The sequence below is a fragment of the Rossellomorea sp. QJM3NY_18 genome (assembly GCF_056173145.1).
Genome location: NZ_CM149659.1, coordinates 102,501 through 119,509 on the forward strand (window position 1 = coordinate 102,501; position 17,009 = coordinate 119,509).

Below are 17,009 nucleotides of genomic sequence, written 5' to 3' on the forward strand. Positions count from 1 at the left end.
TGTGATAGCGAGCGAATTATAGTAGCGAAGTTCCTGATTCCACACTGCCAAGAAAAGCCTCTAGCGAGGAAAAAGGTGCCCGTACCGCAAACCGACACAGGTAGGCGAGGAGAGAATCCTAAGGTGAGCGAGAGAACTCTCGTTAAGGAACTCGGCAAAATGACCCCGTAACTTCGGGAGAAGGGGTGCTCTGGTAGGGTGCAAGCCCGAGAGAGCCGCAGTGAATAGGCCCAGGCGACTGTTTAGCAAAAACACAGGTCTCTGCGAAGCCGTAAGGCGAAGTATAGGGGCTGACGCCTGCCCGGTGCTGGAAGGTTAAGAGGAGTGCTTAGCGTAAGCGAAGGTGCGAATCGAAGCCCCAGTAAACGGCGGCCGTAACTATAACGGTCCTAAGGTAGCGAAATTCCTTGTCGGGTAAGTTCCGACCCGCACGAAAGGCGTAACGATCTGGGCACTGTCTCAACGAGAGACTCGGTGAAATTATAGTACCTGTGAAGATGCAGGTTACCCGCGACAGGACGGAAAGACCCCGTGGAGCTTTACTGTAGCCTGATATTGAATTTTGGTACAGCTTGTACAGGATAGGTAGGAGCCTTGGAAACCGGAGCGCCAGCTTCGGTGGAGGCATCGGTGGGATACTACCCTGGCTGTATTGAAATTCTAACCCGCGCCCCTTATCGGGGTGGGAGACAGTGTCAGGTGGGCAGTTTGACTGGGGCGGTCGCCTCCTAAAGAGTAACGGAGGCGCCCAAAGGTTCCCTCAGAATGGTTGGAAATCATTCGCAGAGTGTAAAGGCACAAGGGAGCTTGACTGCGAGACCTACAAGTCGAGCAGGGACGAAAGTCGGGCTTAGTGATCCGGTGGTTCCGCATGGAAGGGCCATCGCTCAACGGATAAAAGCTACCCCGGGGATAACAGGCTTATCTCCCCCAAGAGTCCACATCGACGGGGAGGTTTGGCACCTCGATGTCGGCTCATCGCATCCTGGGGCTGTAGTCGGTCCCAAGGGTTGGGCTGTTCGCCCATTAAAGCGGTACGCGAGCTGGGTTCAGAACGTCGTGAGACAGTTCGGTCCCTATCCGTCGTGGGCGCAGGAAATTTGAGAGGAGCTGTCCTTAGTACGAGAGGACCGGGATGGACGCACCGCTGGTGTACCAGTTGTCTTGCCAAAGGCATCGCTGGGTAGCTATGTGCGGAAGGGATAAGTGCTGAAAGCATCTAAGCATGAAGCCCCCCTCGAGATGAGATTTCCCATCACGTAAGTGAGTAAGATCCCTAGAAGATGACTAGGTAGATAGGTCAGAGATGGAAGCATGGCGACATGTGGAGTTGACTGATACTAATCGATCGAGGACTTAACCACAAAGAGTCATTATTTTAATGAACAACAATGGGTCGATATTCGGCTTTCTTGACATCAATTATCAATTCTTTATCTAGTTTTGAAGGAACAATCCCTTCAATTGAATAGTCGTCTGGTGACAATGGCGAAGAGGTCACACCCGTTCCCATGCCGAACACGGAAGTTAAGCTCTTCAGCGCCGATGGTAGTTGGGGGATCTCCCCCTGTGAGAGTAGGACGTCGCCAGGCGATACATATTTCGGAGGATTAGCTCAGCTGGGAGAGCATCTGCCTTACAAGCAGAGGGTCGGCGGTTCGATCCCGTCATCCTCCACCATGTTTTTTTACGAAAGTAAAATAAACTTCATTCAATTTGCCTAAGCAAATTTTCTACCCATGCCGGTGTAGCTCAACTGGTAGAGCAACTGACTTGTAATCAGTAGGTTGGGGGTTCAAGTCCTCTTGCCGGCACCATTGGTTTTTTATTTTGTGTCTTTTTTTAATTTTAGGAGCCATTAGCTCAGTTGGTAGAGCATCTGACTTTTAATCAGAGGGTCGAAGGTTCGAATCCTTCATGGCTCACCATAGATTTTTGCGTCAGCAAAATATCTTACCATTTGCGGGTGTGGCGGAATTGGCAGACGCACCAGACTTAGGATCTGGCGCCGCAAGGCGTGGGGGTTCAAGTCCCTTCACCCGCACCAATACTAGCGCGGAAGTAGTTCAGTGGTAGAACACCACCTTGCCAAGGTGGGGGTCGCGGGTTCGAATCCCGTCTTCCGCTCCAAGCTAGCCGGGGTGGCGGAACTGGCAGACGCACAGGACTTAAAATCCTGCGGTAGGTGACTACCGTACCGGTTCGATTCCGGTCCTCGGCACCAAAGATTTTTGCGTCAGCAAAATATCTATCCTTACGATGCTTATTGGAAAAACTATAATTATTTTGCGCCCGTAGCTCAATTGGATAGAGCGTTTGACTACGGATCAAAAGGTTAGGGGTTCGACTCCTCTCGGGCGCGCCATATATCGGGAAGTAGCTCAGCTTGGTAGAGCACTTGGTTTGGGACCAAGGGGTCGCAGGTTCGAATCCTGTCTTCCCGACCACCTTATTTGGGGCCTTAGCTCAGCTGGGAGAGCGCCTGCTTTGCACGCAGGAGGTCAGCGGTTCGATCCCGCTAGGCTCCACCAAAAAGTTTTTAAAAAAGTTATTGACACTCAATGAGTGGAAATGATATGATTATTAAGTCGCTTCAAACGAAGCACATACACATTGAACCTTGAAAACTGAACAAAACAAGACAATACGTCAACGTTAATTCTAGATTTATTTTTAAAGAGCTATTCAAACTTTTATCGGAGAGTTTGATCCTGGCTCAGGACGAACGCTGGCGGCGTGCCTAATACATGCAAGTCGAGCGGATTGAAGGGAGCTTGCTCCCTGATATCAGCGGCGGACGGGTGAGTAACACGTGGGTAACCTGCCTGTAAGACTGGGATAACTCCGGGAAACCGGGGCTAATACCGGATAACTCATTTCCTCGCATGAGGAAATGTTGAAAGGTGGCTTCGGCTATCACTTACAGATGGACCCGCGGCGCATTAGCTAGTTGGTGAGGTAACGGCTCACCAAGGCCACGATGCGTAGCCGACCTGAGAGGGTGATCGGCCACACTGGGACTGAGACACGGCCCAGACTCCTACGGGAGGCAGCAGTAGGGAATCTTCCGCAATGGACGAAAGTCTGACGGAGCAACGCCGCGTGAGTGATGAAGGTTTTCGGATCGTAAAGCTCTGTTGTTAGGGAAGAACAAGTGCCGTTCGAATAGGGCGGCACCTTGACGGTACCTAACCAGAAAGCCACGGCTAACTACGTGCCAGCAGCCGCGGTAATACGTAGGTGGCAAGCGTTGTCCGGAATTATTGGGCGTAAAGCGCGCGCAGGTGGTTTCTTAAGTCTGATGTGAAAGCCCACGGCTCAACCGTGGAGGGTCATTGGAAACTGGGGAACTTGAGTGCAGAAGAGGAAAGTGGAATTCCAAGTGTAGCGGTGAAATGCGTAGATATTTGGAGGAACACCAGTGGCGAAGGCGACTTTCTGGTCTGTAACTGACACTGAGGCGCGAAAGCGTGGGGAGCAAACAGGATTAGATACCCTGGTAGTCCACGCCGTAAACGATGAGTGCTAAGTGTTAGGGGGTTTCCGCCCCTTAGTGCTGCAGCTAACGCATTAAGCACTCCGCCTGGGGAGTACGGTCGCAAGACTGAAACTCAAAGGAATTGACGGGGGCCCGCACAAGCGGTGGAGCATGTGGTTTAATTCGAAGCAACGCGAAGAACCTTACCAGGTCTTGACATCCTCTGACAACCCTAGAGATAGGGCTTTCCCCTTCGGGGGACAGAGTGACAGGTGGTGCATGGTTGTCGTCAGCTCGTGTCGTGAGATGTTGGGTTAAGTCCCGCAACGAGCGCAACCCTTGATCTTAGTTGCCAGCATTCAGTTGGGCACTCTAAGATGACTGCCGGTGACAAACCGGAGGAAGGTGGGGATGACGTCAAATCATCATGCCCCTTATGACCTGGGCTACACACGTGCTACAATGGACGGTACAAAGGGCAGCAAGACCGCGAGGTTTAGCCAATCCCATAAAACCGTTCTCAGTTCGGATTGTAGGCTGCAACTCGCCTACATGAAGCTGGAATCGCTAGTAATCGCGGATCAGCATGCCGCGGTGAATACGTTCCCGGGCCTTGTACACACCGCCCGTCACACCACGAGAGTTTGTAACACCCGAAGTCGGTGAGGTAACCTTTTGGAGCCAGCCGCCTAAGGTGGGACAGATGATTGGGGTGAAGTCGTAACAAGGTAGCCGTATCGGAAGGTGCGGCTGGATCACCTCCTTTCTAAGGAAGATTTACAAAAACGTTTGACACGTCGAAGTTTTGTTCAGTTTTGATGGTTCAACAAGGTTTTTTGCGACAGCAAAATAACCACCATCAAAACTTTTTGTCTCTTAAGAGATAAAAAAGGATTTGTTCTTTGAAAACTAGATAAAGATAAATTGATAGTCAAGAAATTACCGAGTATCGCCATTTTAGGTTTTAAACCTGATGTAACAACCAATTCGGTTAAGTTATGAAGGGCGCACGGTGGATGCCTTGGCACTAGGAGCCGACGAAGGACGGGACTAACACCGATATGCTTTGGGGAGCTGTAAGTGAGCTTTGATCCAGAGATTTCCGAATGGGGGAACCCATTGTTCGTAATGGAACAATATCCTTACTTGAATACATAGAGTATGGAAGGCAGACCCAGGGAACTGAAACATCTAAGTACCTGGAGGAAGAGAAAGCAATTGCGATTCCCTGAGTAGCGGCGAGCGAAACGGGATATAGCCCAAACCAAGAGGCTTGCCTCTTGGGGTTGTAGGACACTCTATACGGAGTTACAAAGGAATGAAGTAGACGAAGAAGTCTGGAAAGGCTCGTCAAAGAAGGTAACAACCCTGTAGTTGAAACTTCATTCCCTCTTGAGTGGATCCTGAGTACGGCGGGACACGTGAAATCCCGTCGGAAGCTGGGAGGACCATCTCCCAAGGCTAAATACTCCCTAGTGACCGATAGTGAACCAGTACCGTGAGGGAAAGGTGAAAAGCACCCCGGAAGGGGAGTGAAATAGAACCTGAAACCGTGTGCCTACAAGTAGTCAGAGCCCGTTAACGGGTGATGGCGTGCCTTTTGTAGAATGAACCGGCGAGTTACGATCCCATGCAAGGTTAAGTTGATAAGACGGAGCCGCAGCGAAAGCGAGTCTGAATAGGGCGAATTTAGTATGTGGTCGTAGACCCGAAACCAGGTGATCTACCCATGTCCAGGATGAAGTTCAGGTAACACTGAATGGAGGTCCGAACCCACGCACGTTGAAAAGTGCGGGGATGAGGTGTGGGTAGCGGAGAAATTCCAATCGAACTTGGAGATAGCTGGTTCTCTCCGAAATAGCTTTAGGGCTAGCCTCATGTGTAAGAGTCTTGGAGGTAGAGCACTGTTTGGACTAGGGGCCCTCATCGGGTTACCGAATTCAGACAAACTCCGAATGCCAAAGACTTATCCATGGGAGTCAGACTGCGAGTGATAAGATCCGTAGTCGAAAGGGAAACAGCCCAGACCACCAGCTAAGGTCCCAAAGTATACGTTAAGTGGAAAAGGATGTGGAGTTGCTTAGACAACCAGGATGTTGGCTTAGAAGCAGCCACCATTTAAAGAGTGCGTAATAGCTCACTGGTCGAGTGACTCTGCGCCGAAAATGTACCGGGGCTAAACGTATCACCGAAGCTGTGGATTGACACCTCTAGGTGTCAGTGGTAGGAGAGCGTTCTAAGGACTGCGAAGCTAGACCGTAAGGACTGGTGGAGTGCTTAGAAGTGAGAATGCCGGTATGAGTAGCGAAAGATGGGTGAGAATCCCATCCACCGAATGCCTAAGGTTTCCTGAGGAAGGCTCGTCCGCTCAGGGTTAGTCGGGACCTAAGTCGAGGCCGATAGGCGTAGACGATGGACAACAGGTTGATATTCCTGTACCACCTCTTTTCCGTTTGAGCAATGGGGGGACGCAGGAGGATAGGGTAAGCGCACTGCTGGATATGTGCGTCTAAGCAGTTAGGCTGATGATGAGGCAAATCCCGTCATCGTGAAGGCTGAGCTGTGATAGCGAGCGAATTATAGTAGCGAAGTTCCTGATTCCACACTGCCAAGAAAAGCCTCTAGCGAGGAAAAAGGTGCCCGTACCGCAAACCGACACAGGTAGGCGAGGAGAGAATCCTAAGGTGAGCGAGAGAACTCTCGTTAAGGAACTCGGCAAAATGACCCCGTAACTTCGGGAGAAGGGGTGCTCTGGTAGGGTGCAAGCCCGAGAGAGCCGCAGTGAATAGGCCCAGGCGACTGTTTAGCAAAAACACAGGTCTCTGCGAAGCCGTAAGGCGAAGTATAGGGGCTGACGCCTGCCCGGTGCTGGAAGGTTAAGAGGAGTGCTTAGCGCAAGCGAAGGTGCGAATCGAAGCCCCAGTAAACGGCGGCCGTAACTATAACGGTCCTAAGGTAGCGAAATTCCTTGTCGGGTAAGTTCCGACCCGCACGAAAGGCGTAACGATCTGGGCACTGTCTCAACGAGAGACTCGGTGAAATTATAGTACCTGTGAAGATGCAGGTTACCCGCGACAGGACGGAAAGACCCCGTGGAGCTTTACTGTAGCCTGATATTGAATTTTGGTACAGCTTGTACAGGATAGGTAGGAGCCTTGGAAACCGGAGCGCTAGCTTCGGTGGAGGCATCGGTGGGATACTACCCTGGCTGTATTGAAATTCTAACCCGCGCCCCTTATCGGGGTGGGAGACAGTGTCAGGTGGGCAGTTTGACTGGGGCGGTCGCCTCCTAAAGAGTAACGGAGGCGCCCAAAGGTTCCCTCAGAATGGTTGGAAATCATTCGCAGAGTGTAAAGGCACAAGGGAGCTTGACTGCGAGACCTACAAGTCGAGCAGGGACGAAAGTCGGGCTTAGTGATCCGGTGGTTCCGCATGGAAGGGCCATCGCTCAACGGATAAAAGCTACCCCGGGGATAACAGGCTTATCTCCCCCAAGAGTCCACATCGACGGGGAGGTTTGGCACCTCGATGTCGGCTCATCGCATCCTGGGGCTGTAGTCGGTCCCAAGGGTTGGGCTGTTCGCCCATTAAAGCGGTACGCGAGCTGGGTTCAGAACGTCGTGAGACAGTTCGGTCCCTATCCGTCGTGGGCGCAGGAAATTTGAGAGGAGCTGTCCTTAGTACGAGAGGACCGGGATGGACGCACCGCTGGTGTACCAGTTGTCTTGCCAAAGGCATCGCTGGGTAGCTATGTGCGGAAGGGATAAGTGCTGAAAGCATCTAAGCATGAAGCCCCCCTCGAGATGAGATTTCCCATCACGTAAGTGAGTAAGATCCCTAGAAGATGACTAGGTAGATAGGTCAGAGATGGAAGCATGGCGACATGTGGAGTTGACTGATACTAATCGATCGAGGACTTAACCAAAAAGAGTCATTATTTTAATGAATAACAGTTGGTCGGTATTCGGCTTTCTTGACATCAATTATCAATTCTTTATCTAGTTTTGAAGGAACAATTCCTTCAATTGAATAGTCGTCTGGTGACAATGGCGAAGAGGTCACACCCGTTCCCATGCCGAACACGGAAGTTAAGCTCTTCAGCGCCGATGGTAGTTGGGGGATCTCCCCCTGTGAGAGTAGGACGTCGCCAGGCAAATAGGAAAAAGAGTAGCTCTTAGGGGTTACTCTTTTTTTGGTTTCACTGTTAGATAAGGATGAGTGTATAAAAAGTAATTATTTGGAAAAATACGCAATAAACGAAAAAATGACGCAATTAAGGGTGTAAATGACGCAATTAATAAAATTATGACGCAGTCACCTTCGAAAACGACGCAATCAACACGAATTCATCAAAAGCCACACACATTTCACCAGTCAAATCAGCAGGATTGCTATAAAAGAGACCACTAAAATATCTCGAATTACGATTCTCTAAACTTTTCATTAAGAATTGATCACATAAACACCCAATCCAGCAACCCACAACACAACACAACACAACACAACACAACACAACACAACACAAACTTTAAATCCTCTTGAAATCGACTCCCACCAATTCCCCGTTCACAAAACTCCCACCCACCAAGTGCCCCATTTTCAAATTTCTATCCAACAATCTCACTTTCACACGTTTAAAACCTCCCTTAAACAGGAAAACTTCTAAGGTCAAACTTCATAATTGCAAAGTTTAAAACGCGGTTGTATAATTATAGTCAAATATAGTCAAAGTCAAAATGAGGAGGAGGTTTGATGAGGAACATATCCGACATCATTGAAAATTATTTAAAAAATGTGTTAGAACTGAGTGAAAGTGAGATAGTCGAGATTAAAAGAAGCGAGATCGCTGATAAGTTTCAATGTGTTCCTTCTCAAATTAATTATGTGATTAATACCCGTTTTACCATCGAACGAGGGTATGTAGTAGAAAGTAAACGTGGCGGCGGTGGATACATCCGGATCATGAAGGTGAAGGCCCACGATCAGGTTCACTTGATTGATCAGTTGGTGGCACTGATTACACAAACGATCAGCCAGAATACGGCAGCTGATATTGTTTTTCGGTTAGTGGAAGAAGAGATCATTTCCGAAAGGGAAGCCAAGATCATGCTGAGTGTGATGGATCGGTCGGTCATCATGGTCGAATTACCGGAACGGGATATCCTGAGAGGAAGAATGCTTAGAGCCATGCTGGATACATTGAAGTATGAGTAAGGGTTAAAGAGGTGAATGGGATGGTTTGTCAAGAGTGTAATGAAAGACCTGCGACCCTTCATTTTACCAAGGTGGTAAACGGGGAAAAGACAGAGGTTCACTTATGTGAGCAATGTGCTCAGGATAAGGGTGAGATGTTTATGTTTGATTCTTCTCCCGGCTTTTCTGTGAACAATCTATTGGCAGGTCTTCTTAATATAGCTCCTGCATTTAAGCAGGCAAAGGAAACTGAGATTCCTAAGACAGAAGTTTTACAGTGTGAAAAATGTAAAATGACGATTCATCAGTTCATAAATGTGGGTCGCTTTGGTTGTGCCCATTGTTATGAAACGTTTAAAGATGAACTAACTCCTGTATTAAAGCGTGTTCATAGTGGCAATGTCGAACATCACGGGAAGGTTCCGGAGCGTATGGGTGGAGCCATCCATGTGAAAAAGAAGGTGTTGCAGTTGAAGTCTGAATTGCAAACGATGATTGCGGATGAAGAGTTTGAGAAAGCAGCCGAGATCCGAGACGAAATCCGCTCCCTGGAAAAGGAGATAAAGAAAGAGGGAGGCGATAAAGAATGAGTCTTGAGAAGTTCCTGAGTAATGCCGTCAGTTCCTGGATGAGTGAGGAGGGACCGAATTCGGATATTGTCCTCAGCTCGAGGGTAAGACTAGCGAGGAATCTGACTGACTTTCGTTTTTCCACTCTTTACTCTTCTGAAGAAGCGCGGGAGATTGTGAATCAGGTAAAGGAGAAACTTACATCATATCCAAAGAATTTAGGAGAATTAGAATTTTTACCTACAAGTGAGATTCAGCCTCTCCAAAAGAGGGTATTAATGGAGAAACACCTCATTAGTCCGAATCTGGCAGAGGAAACGAACTACGGAGCTGTCCTTTTATCAAGTGAGGAAGATATTAGCATAATGGTAAACGAAGAGGACCATATTCGAATACAGTGTTTATATCCTGGTCTGCAACTGAAGGAAGCTTTACAGAAAGCCAATCAGATCGACGATTGGTTTGAAGGTGAATTTGACTTTGCGTTTGATGAGAAGCATGGCTACTTAACGACTTGTCCTACCAATGTGGGGACGGGACTCAGGGCTTCTGTCATGATGCACTTGCCGGGACTTGTGTTAACGCAGCAATTAAACCGTATCATTCCTGCGATCAATCAATTGGGGTTAGTGGTAAGAGGGATATACGGAGAAGGCAGCGAAGCGCTTGGGAATATCTTTCAGATTTCCAATCAAACGACACTTGGTAAGTCGGAAGAGGACATCGTAGAAGACTTGTTGAGTGTTGTGAAACAGATCATCGAGAAAGAACAAACGGCAAGGGACGCATTAGTTCAAACGTCAAACATACAATTAGAAGATAGGATTTTCCGTTCTCTTGGGGTCCTGGAGCACAGCAGGATCATTGAGTCCAAGGAAGCTGCGAAGTGTTTATCGGATGTCAGACTTGGAATCGATTTAGGATACATCAAAGTGATATCTAAGAATATATTGAATGAACTAATGATTTTAACCCAGCCTGGATTTTTACAACAATATTCTGGAGGTCCACTGAGACCAAATGAACGAGATATAAGAAGGTCTTCTTTGATTCGGGAACGAATTAAGTTAGATAAAGATACATGTGAGGAGGAAAAATAATATGATGTTTGGTCGATTTACAGAAAGAGCCCAAAAAGTATTGGCATTAGCTCAAGAAGAAGCGATTCGTTTGTCGCACAGTAATATTGGTACTGAACATATTTTATTGTGACTTGTCCGCGAAGGTGAAGGTATCGCCGCCAAGGCACTTACAGCATTGGGACTGAGCCCTGAAAAGATTCAGAAGGAAGTTGAAGGGTTGATCGGGAAAGGAAGCGAGAAATCTCAAACGATCCATTACACACCTCGTGCGAAGAAAGTGATTGAACTTTCCATGGATGAGGCCCGTAAGCTGGGTCACTCATATGTAGGAACGGAACATATTTTACTGGGATTGATCCGCGAGGGTGAAGGAGTGGCCGCCCGGGTACTCGGTAATCTGGGTGTCAGCTTGAATAAAGCAAGACAGCAGGTATTGCAGTTGCTTGGCAGTAATGATGCAGGCAATCACCAGGGTGGAGGCAACGCCAATGCCAATACGCCCACACTTGACAGTTTAGCCCGTGATTTGACAGCCATTGCCCGTGAAGGCAGCTTGGATCCGGTCATTGGCCGAAGCAAGGAAATTCAGCGTGTAATTGAAGTACTGAGTCGTCGTACGAAGAATAACCCAGTGTTAATTGGTGAGCCTGGGGTAGGTAAGACAGCGATCGCAGAAGGCCTCGCGCAACAGATCATCGCCAATGAAGTTCCTGAAATCCTGCGCGACAAACGCGTTATGACCCTTGATATGGGTACGGTTGTAGCAGGTACGAAATACCGCGGGGAATTCGAGGACCGACTGAAGAAGGTCATGGATGAAATCCGTCAGGCGGGTAATATCATCCTCTTCATCGATGAGCTCCATACTTTAATCGGAGCAGGTGGGGCTGAGGGAGCCATTGATGCTTCCAACATCTTAAAACCATCCCTTGCACGCGGGGAATTACAATGTATCGGTGCCACAACATTAGATGAGTATCGCAAATATATTGAAAAGGATGCAGCGCTTGAGCGCCGTTTCCAACCAATCCAAGTCAATGAGCCGACGGCAGCAGAGTCCGTCCAGATCCTTAAAGGGTTACGTGATCGTTATGAAGCGCATCACCGCGTGTCGATTACGGATGAAGCGATTGACGCGGCAGTGAAGCTTTCTGATCGCTATATTTCAGACCGCTTCTTACCGGATAAGGCAATCGATTTAATTGATGAAGCAGGTTCTAAGGTGCGCTTGCGTTCTTATACGACGCCGCCAAACTTGAAAGAGCTTGAAGCAAAGCTGGAAGAAATCCGCAAAGAGAAGGATGCAGCGGTTCAAAGCCAGGAATTTGAAAAAGCAGCTTCTCTAAGAGATTCAGAACAAAAGCTTCGTGAAGAGCTGGAAGAAACAAAGAACACATGGAAAGAAAAGCAAGGGCAGGAAAATACAGAAGTGACTGTTGAAGATATTGCGAAGGTTGTTTCAAACTGGACGGGAGTACCGGTATCGAAATTGGCCCAAACGGAAACGGATCGTTTACTCAAATTAGAGGAAATCCTTCATTCCAGAGTCATCGGGCAATCAGAAGCAGTCGTTGCGGTATCAAAAGCCGTGCGCCGTGCAAGGGCCGGCCTGAAAGATCCGAAGCGTCCGATTGGTTCCTTCATTTTCTTAGGACCTACAGGAGTCGGGAAAACGGAATTGGCACGGGCGCTTGCCGAGTCTATGTTCGGTGATGAGGATGCGATGATCCGTATTGATATGTCCGAGTACATGGAAAAGCATTCGACCTCCCGCTTGGTTGGTTCACCCCCAGGGTATGTAGGATATGAAGAAGGCGGACAGTTAACGGAAAAGGTTCGCCGCAAGCCATATTCGGTCGTTCTTTTAGATGAAATCGAAAAAGCACATCCAGATGTATTCAACATTCTCCTTCAAGTACTGGAGGATGGCCGTTTGACAGATTCAAAAGGTAGAACCGTAGACTTTAGGAATACGGTATTGATCATGACTTCAAACGTTGGTGCCCAGTCCCTTAAGAGCAATAAATACGTAGGGTTCAATATTCAGGACGGGAAACAGGATTATAAAGATATGAAAGGAAAGGTCATGGAAGAGCTGAAACGTGCTTTCCGACCTGAGTTCCTTAACCGTATCGATGAAATCATCGTGTTCCATTCCCTTGAAAAAGATCACTTGAAAGAGATTGTGACATTGATGTCCAACCAATTGACAACCCGCTTGAAAGAGCAGGATATTCATTTAGAACTTTCACTTGCTGCCAAAGAGAAAATAGCAGATGAAGGGTTCGATCCCGAATATGGTGCACGACCTCTTCGTCGGGCCATTCAGAAACATGTAGAGGATAAACTGTCAGAAGAATTATTAAGAGGAAAAGTGCTGACAGGGCAGAATATTTTGATCGACGTAGAAGACAGTGAGTTTGTTGTAAAAGTTAAAGAAGAGGAAGCAGCCAATACTCCGACATAATAGCAAGGGTGATGAAGAGGTACACGTATATGTTTTTCGTGTACCTCTTTTATCATAATGGATGCTTGTCGGACGTGATCAAGCCGGCTCCGCTTTTCTTGATTGTCTAGCTCCGGTGGCTAGAGGCTCGAGGTCATAAGTCAAGTTACCCAAAAAGGCAAAAAGACGCCTTTCCGGGTAACCCGCCTTATGCTTGTCGCCTCTGGGCAAGCCACCTCCGCTTTTCTGATTGTCTAGCTCCGCCGGCTAGTGGCTCGAGGTCATAAGCCAAGTGAACCAAAAAGGCAAAGGACGCCTTTCCGGTTCACTCGTCTTATGCTTGTCGCCTCTGGGCAAGCCGGCTCCGCTTTTCGATTGAATCTGATACATAAAACGGATACAATCATTCCAAATGGTATTATCCTGAATGGGTAGGAGTACAAATAGAGTAAAAGAGGGGAAGAATAGATTGGCAAAGAAAAAGACTAAATTTGTGTGTTCATCTTGTGGGTATGAGTCTGCTAAATGGATGGGGAAATGTCCGGGGTGTAACGAGTGGAATACGATGGTGGAAGAGGTTGAGATGACCGGGAAGAAACCCAGGACGTCGTTTATGCACTCAGAAAATACCGGACCTTCTAAAGCAGAGAAGCTGATCTCCATCGAAACCAAGCAGGAGCCCAGGGTATTGACCGAGTCGAAAGAGTTGAACCGTGTGCTTGGGGGAGGCGTGGTACCAGGTTCACTTATATTGATTGGTGGAGACCCGGGGATCGGAAAATCCACTTTACTGCTTCAAGTTTCGGCTCAGCTTGCTGATCAGAAGCAGAAGGTGTTATACATCTCCGGAGAGGAATCCATCAAGCAAACCAAGCTCCGGGCAGATCGACTGCATGTGAAATCAGATGATTTATATATATTTGCGGAAACAAATCTTGAGCTGATTCATCAAACGATTGAGCAAATCTCACCGGATTTCGTCATCATCGACTCGATTCAAACGGTCTTTCATCCTGACGTGACATCTGCCCCCGGTAGTGTATCCCAGGTAAGGGAGTGTACGGCTGAACTGATGAGAATCGGGAAAACAAAGGGCATTGCCATCTTTATTGTAGGGCATGTTACTAAGGAAGGCTCAATTGCAGGACCTCGTTTGTTGGAGCATATGGTGGATACCGTACTGTATTTTGAAGGGGAACGTCATCACTCCTATCGTATTTTAAGAGCGGTGAAGAACCGTTTCGGATCTACGAATGAGATGGGGATTTTTGAAATGAAGGAACTGGGACTTGAGGAAGTGGCCAATCCCTCTGAGATATTCCTTGAAGAGCGTTCACAAGGTGCGGCAGGTTCCACGGTCGTTGCCTCGATGGAAGGAACGAGACCGGTTCTTGTGGAGATTCAAGCTCTTGTGACCCCAACTAGTTTTAACAACCCCCGAAGGATGGCAACAGGGATTGATCATAGCCGGGTTTCACTGATCATGGCTGTATTGGAGAAGCGGGCAGGGATGCTTTTGCAACAGCAGGATGCCTATCTGAAAGTGGCTGGAGGGGTGAAACTGGATGAACCGGCGATTGATTTGGCGGTCGCTGCAAGTATCGCTTCAAGTTTTCGTGATAGGGCGTCCAGTGCCCATGATTGCATCATAGGTGAAGTCGGTTTAACAGGTGAAATCAGAAGGGTATCAAGAATTGAACAACGCGTGCAGGAAGCAGCCAAGTTGGGTTTTAAGAGAGTGATTATTCCCCAGAATAACTTAAGCGGGTGGCAGCCTCCTTCTGATATAGAGATCACGGGGGTATCGAACATCAATGAAGCACTGTCAATTATTTTAGGAGGATAAGAAATGGAAGATAAGAAGGCAAGAGATAAGTCCATGTCGGATATACTGCAATTCGTTGCTCCGGGTGCCCCGATCAGGGACGGCATTGATAATGTGCTGAGAGCCAATACGGGGGGACTTATTGTTGTTGGGTACAATGATAAGGTGAAATCTGTTCTGGACGGGGGCTTTCATATCAATTGTGCATTCTCTCCCAGCTACCTGTATGAACTGGCCAAGATGGATGGGGCCATCATTCTGAATGAAGCGGGAACGAAGATTATTTTGGCAAACGCACAGTTGGCTCCCGATGTGTACGTACCCTCCACGGAAACGGGTATGAGACATCGGACGGCAGAGCGGGTCGCGAGACAAACAAATGCCCTTGTCATTGCCATCTCTCAACGGAGAAACGTCATCACCCTGTATCAAGGGAATTTCCGATATGCTCTAAAGGACATCTCTGTCATCTTGACGAAAGCCAACCAGGCGATCCAAACCTTGGAGAAATATAAGGTGGTTCTCGATCAAAGCATTTCTAATCTGTCCGTACTTGAGTTTGAGGAGCTTGTCACCCAAAGCGATTTACTGCAGGTTCTTCACCGTTTCGAGATGGTTCTCAGGATCAAGAATGAGTTATTGACCTATCTCAGCGAGCTGGGTGTCGAGGGCAGATTGATCCGCCTTCAGATGAATGAACTGTTGGCGGATATTGAAGATGAGGCGATGCTCATCATCAGGGACTATTCCCTGGAAAGAAATATCAAACCGTTCGAGCTTCTCTATAAGTTCCAGGAACTTGTTCACTCTGAAGTGTTAGAGGATAATGTCCTATTAAAATTACTCGGATACCACGGATATGTCCATCACGATGATGCCATCTATCCACGAGGATACCGCGTGTTGAATAAGATCCCCCGTCTGCCTATTGTGATCATTGAAAATCTTATCACGAGATTTGAGACCCTCCCCCATGTAGTGAGGGCATCAGTCGATGATTTGGATGAAGTCGAAGGGATCGGTGAAGTGAGGGCAAGGAAAATCAAAGAGGGTCTAAAACTGATTAAGGAACAGACGTTTGCAGATCGACAGCTGTAGGTATCGAGGCCTATATCTGCAGGAAATGGTATGATTGTATCATTTCCAAAAAATTGACAGTTTGAATTAGACGTGTTAGCCTTCATTTAAGGAAGCTAGTAAAATGGGATAAGTGTATCAAAATCGTTTCCGTTGGATTAAATTTCAAATTTTCAAGGCTTAGACGTTTCAAAAATAGTAAATTGTTTATAATGAGTAGGAGGAGGTGAGGGAATGTTAAAAAGAATCGTTCAAGCGTGCTTCCTCATTGTCGGGGGAACACTGGGGATATTTCTACTTCCCGAATTATTTACCGTCATAAATTTATCGGACATTCCTTTAATTAATAACCCTTATATGACTGCTATATTTGGTGCCATCATTTTTTATATTCTTACGTTTTGGGCAGTCGAGTATGTCGTCAATTTCGTCAAGTGGTTTGAAGATAGCTTGGTAAAGGCACCGGTAACTGATTTGTTATTTGGCAGTTTAGGCCTGATTATCGGTTTATTTGTTGCGTATTTGTTTGGGATCCCATTCAATCAAATGCAGATTCCCATCGTCAACACGGTGGTTCCCATTCTATTAACATTGCTTCTTGGATATTTAGGATTCCAGGTTGGATTTAAGAAAAGGGATGAATTGGTCAATCTATTCGGCACGGCAAATCGAGGTAAGAAAAAAGGGACGGATGAGGATTTGGATGAAGAGGGTGTGAAGACCCTTAAGATACTGGATACGAGCGTAATCATTGACGGACGTATCGCGGATATCTGTCAAACAGGCTTTTTAGAAGGAATCGTGGTGATTCCACAATTCGTACTGGAAGAGCTCCAGCATATTGCCGATTCTTCCGATGTATTGAAGCGAAATCGCGGACGCCGGGGGCTGGATATTTTAAATCGCATTCAAAAGGAGCTTCCTGTTGAGGTCCAGATTTATGAAGGGGACTTCGAAGAAATTCAGGAAGTGGATTCGAAGCTGGTGAAATTAGCGAAACTTACAAATGGAATCGTTGTAACGAATGATTTTAACCTGAATAAGGTGTGTGACCTTCAGGGTGTACAAGTGTTAAACATCAATGATCTAGCCAACGCCGTCAAGCCGGTAGTACTGCCTGGAGAAGAATTAAAGGTACAGGTCATCAAAGATGGTAAGGAGCATAACCAGGGAATTGCTTATCTGGATGATGGCACGATGATCGTCGTAGAAGAAGGGCGTAATTACATCGGTAAGTATATCGATGTCCTTGTAACATCCGTTCTTCAGACATCTGCGGGCAGGATGATCTTTGCGAAGCCGAAGCAACTGGAAAAAGCTCTGTAAGAAAACGGGTTGC

Annotated in this window: 6 protein-coding genes, 9 tRNA genes, 5 rRNA genes and 1 pseudogene (1 of these 21 only partly in view); all 21 read left to right on the forward strand. The window is 47.4% G+C overall.

Going from position 1 to position 17,009, the window contains the following annotated elements; all coding sequences use genetic code 11:
- Positions 1-1,364: ribosomal RNA gene (locus AC0VXY_RS00510) — 23S ribosomal RNA — on the forward strand; it begins 1,573 nt to the left of the window's first position.
- Between the two features lie 111 nt (positions 1,365-1,475).
- Positions 1,476-1,592: ribosomal RNA gene (gene rrf, locus AC0VXY_RS00515) — 5S ribosomal RNA — on the forward strand.
- A 12-nt stretch (positions 1,593-1,604) separates the two neighbouring features.
- A tRNA-Val gene (locus tag AC0VXY_RS00520) sits at positions 1,605-1,680 on the forward strand.
- Between the two features lie 61 nt (positions 1,681-1,741).
- Positions 1,742-1,817: transfer RNA gene (locus AC0VXY_RS00525), tRNA-Thr, on the forward strand.
- 35 nt (positions 1,818-1,852) lie between these two features.
- Positions 1,853-1,928 (forward strand) — tRNA-Lys (locus tag AC0VXY_RS00530).
- Positions 1,929-1,962: 34 nt separating this feature from the next.
- Positions 1,963-2,047, forward strand: a tRNA-Leu gene (locus AC0VXY_RS00535).
- 8 nt (positions 2,048-2,055) lie between these two features.
- Positions 2,056-2,130 (forward strand) — tRNA-Gly (locus AC0VXY_RS00540).
- Between the two features lie 5 nt (positions 2,131-2,135).
- Positions 2,136-2,224, forward strand: a tRNA-Leu gene (locus AC0VXY_RS00545).
- Positions 2,225-2,288: 64 nt separating this feature from the next.
- Positions 2,289-2,365: transfer RNA gene (locus AC0VXY_RS00550), tRNA-Arg, on the forward strand.
- 5 nt (positions 2,366-2,370) lie between these two features.
- Positions 2,371-2,447 (forward strand) — tRNA-Pro (locus AC0VXY_RS00555).
- Positions 2,448-2,455: 8 nt separating this feature from the next.
- Positions 2,456-2,531 (forward strand) — tRNA-Ala (locus AC0VXY_RS00560).
- A gap of 162 nt (positions 2,532-2,693) precedes the next feature.
- A 16S ribosomal RNA gene (locus AC0VXY_RS00565) occupies positions 2,694-4,244 on the forward strand.
- Positions 4,245-4,467: 223 nt separating this feature from the next.
- Positions 4,468-7,403, forward strand: a 23S ribosomal RNA gene (locus AC0VXY_RS00570).
- Between the two features lie 111 nt (positions 7,404-7,514).
- Positions 7,515-7,631, forward strand: a 5S ribosomal RNA gene (rrf, locus tag AC0VXY_RS00575).
- Together the 16S, 23S and 5S rRNA genes with 9 tRNA genes alongside form the textbook arrangement of a ribosomal RNA operon.
- A gap of 599 nt (positions 7,632-8,230) precedes the next feature.
- Positions 8,231-8,692 carry a CtsR family transcriptional regulator gene (locus tag AC0VXY_RS00580; RefSeq protein ID WP_060674173.1) on the forward strand — a complete coding sequence of 154 codons (462 nt, stop codon included), beginning with the start codon at positions 8,231-8,233 and terminating at the stop codon, positions 8,690-8,692.
- 20 nt (positions 8,693-8,712) lie between these two features.
- A complete protein-coding gene (locus tag AC0VXY_RS00585; RefSeq protein ID WP_435994253.1) occupies positions 8,713-9,261 on the forward strand; it encodes a UvrB/UvrC motif-containing protein in 549 nt (182 codons plus the stop codon).
- Positions 9,258-10,340, forward strand: a complete 1,083-nt coding sequence (locus AC0VXY_RS00590; RefSeq protein ID WP_435994251.1) for a protein arginine kinase — start codon at positions 9,258-9,260, stop codon at positions 10,338-10,340. Before AC0VXY_RS00585 ends, AC0VXY_RS00590 begins: the two co-directional genes overlap by 4 nt.
- A 1-nt stretch (position 10,341) precedes the next feature.
- Positions 10,342-12,789 (forward strand): annotated as a pseudogene (gene clpC / locus AC0VXY_RS00595) (ATP-dependent protease ATP-binding subunit ClpC).
- Between the two features lie 448 nt (positions 12,790-13,237).
- Positions 13,238-14,614 carry a DNA repair protein RadA gene (radA, locus tag AC0VXY_RS00600; RefSeq protein ID WP_435994247.1) on the forward strand — a complete coding sequence of 459 codons (1,377 nt, stop codon included), beginning with the start codon at positions 13,238-13,240 and terminating at the stop codon, positions 14,612-14,614.
- A 3-nt stretch (positions 14,615-14,617) separates the two neighbouring features.
- A complete protein-coding gene (disA, locus tag AC0VXY_RS00605; RefSeq protein WP_435994245.1) occupies positions 14,618-15,691 on the forward strand; it encodes a DNA integrity scanning diadenylate cyclase DisA in 1,074 nt (357 codons plus the stop codon).
- Between the two features lie 213 nt (positions 15,692-15,904).
- Complete coding sequence (locus AC0VXY_RS00610) at positions 15,905-16,996, forward strand: PIN/TRAM domain-containing protein (protein ID WP_435994243.1); 1,092 nt, start codon at positions 15,905-15,907, stop codon at positions 16,994-16,996.
- Positions 16,997-17,009: the final 13 nt, after the last annotated feature.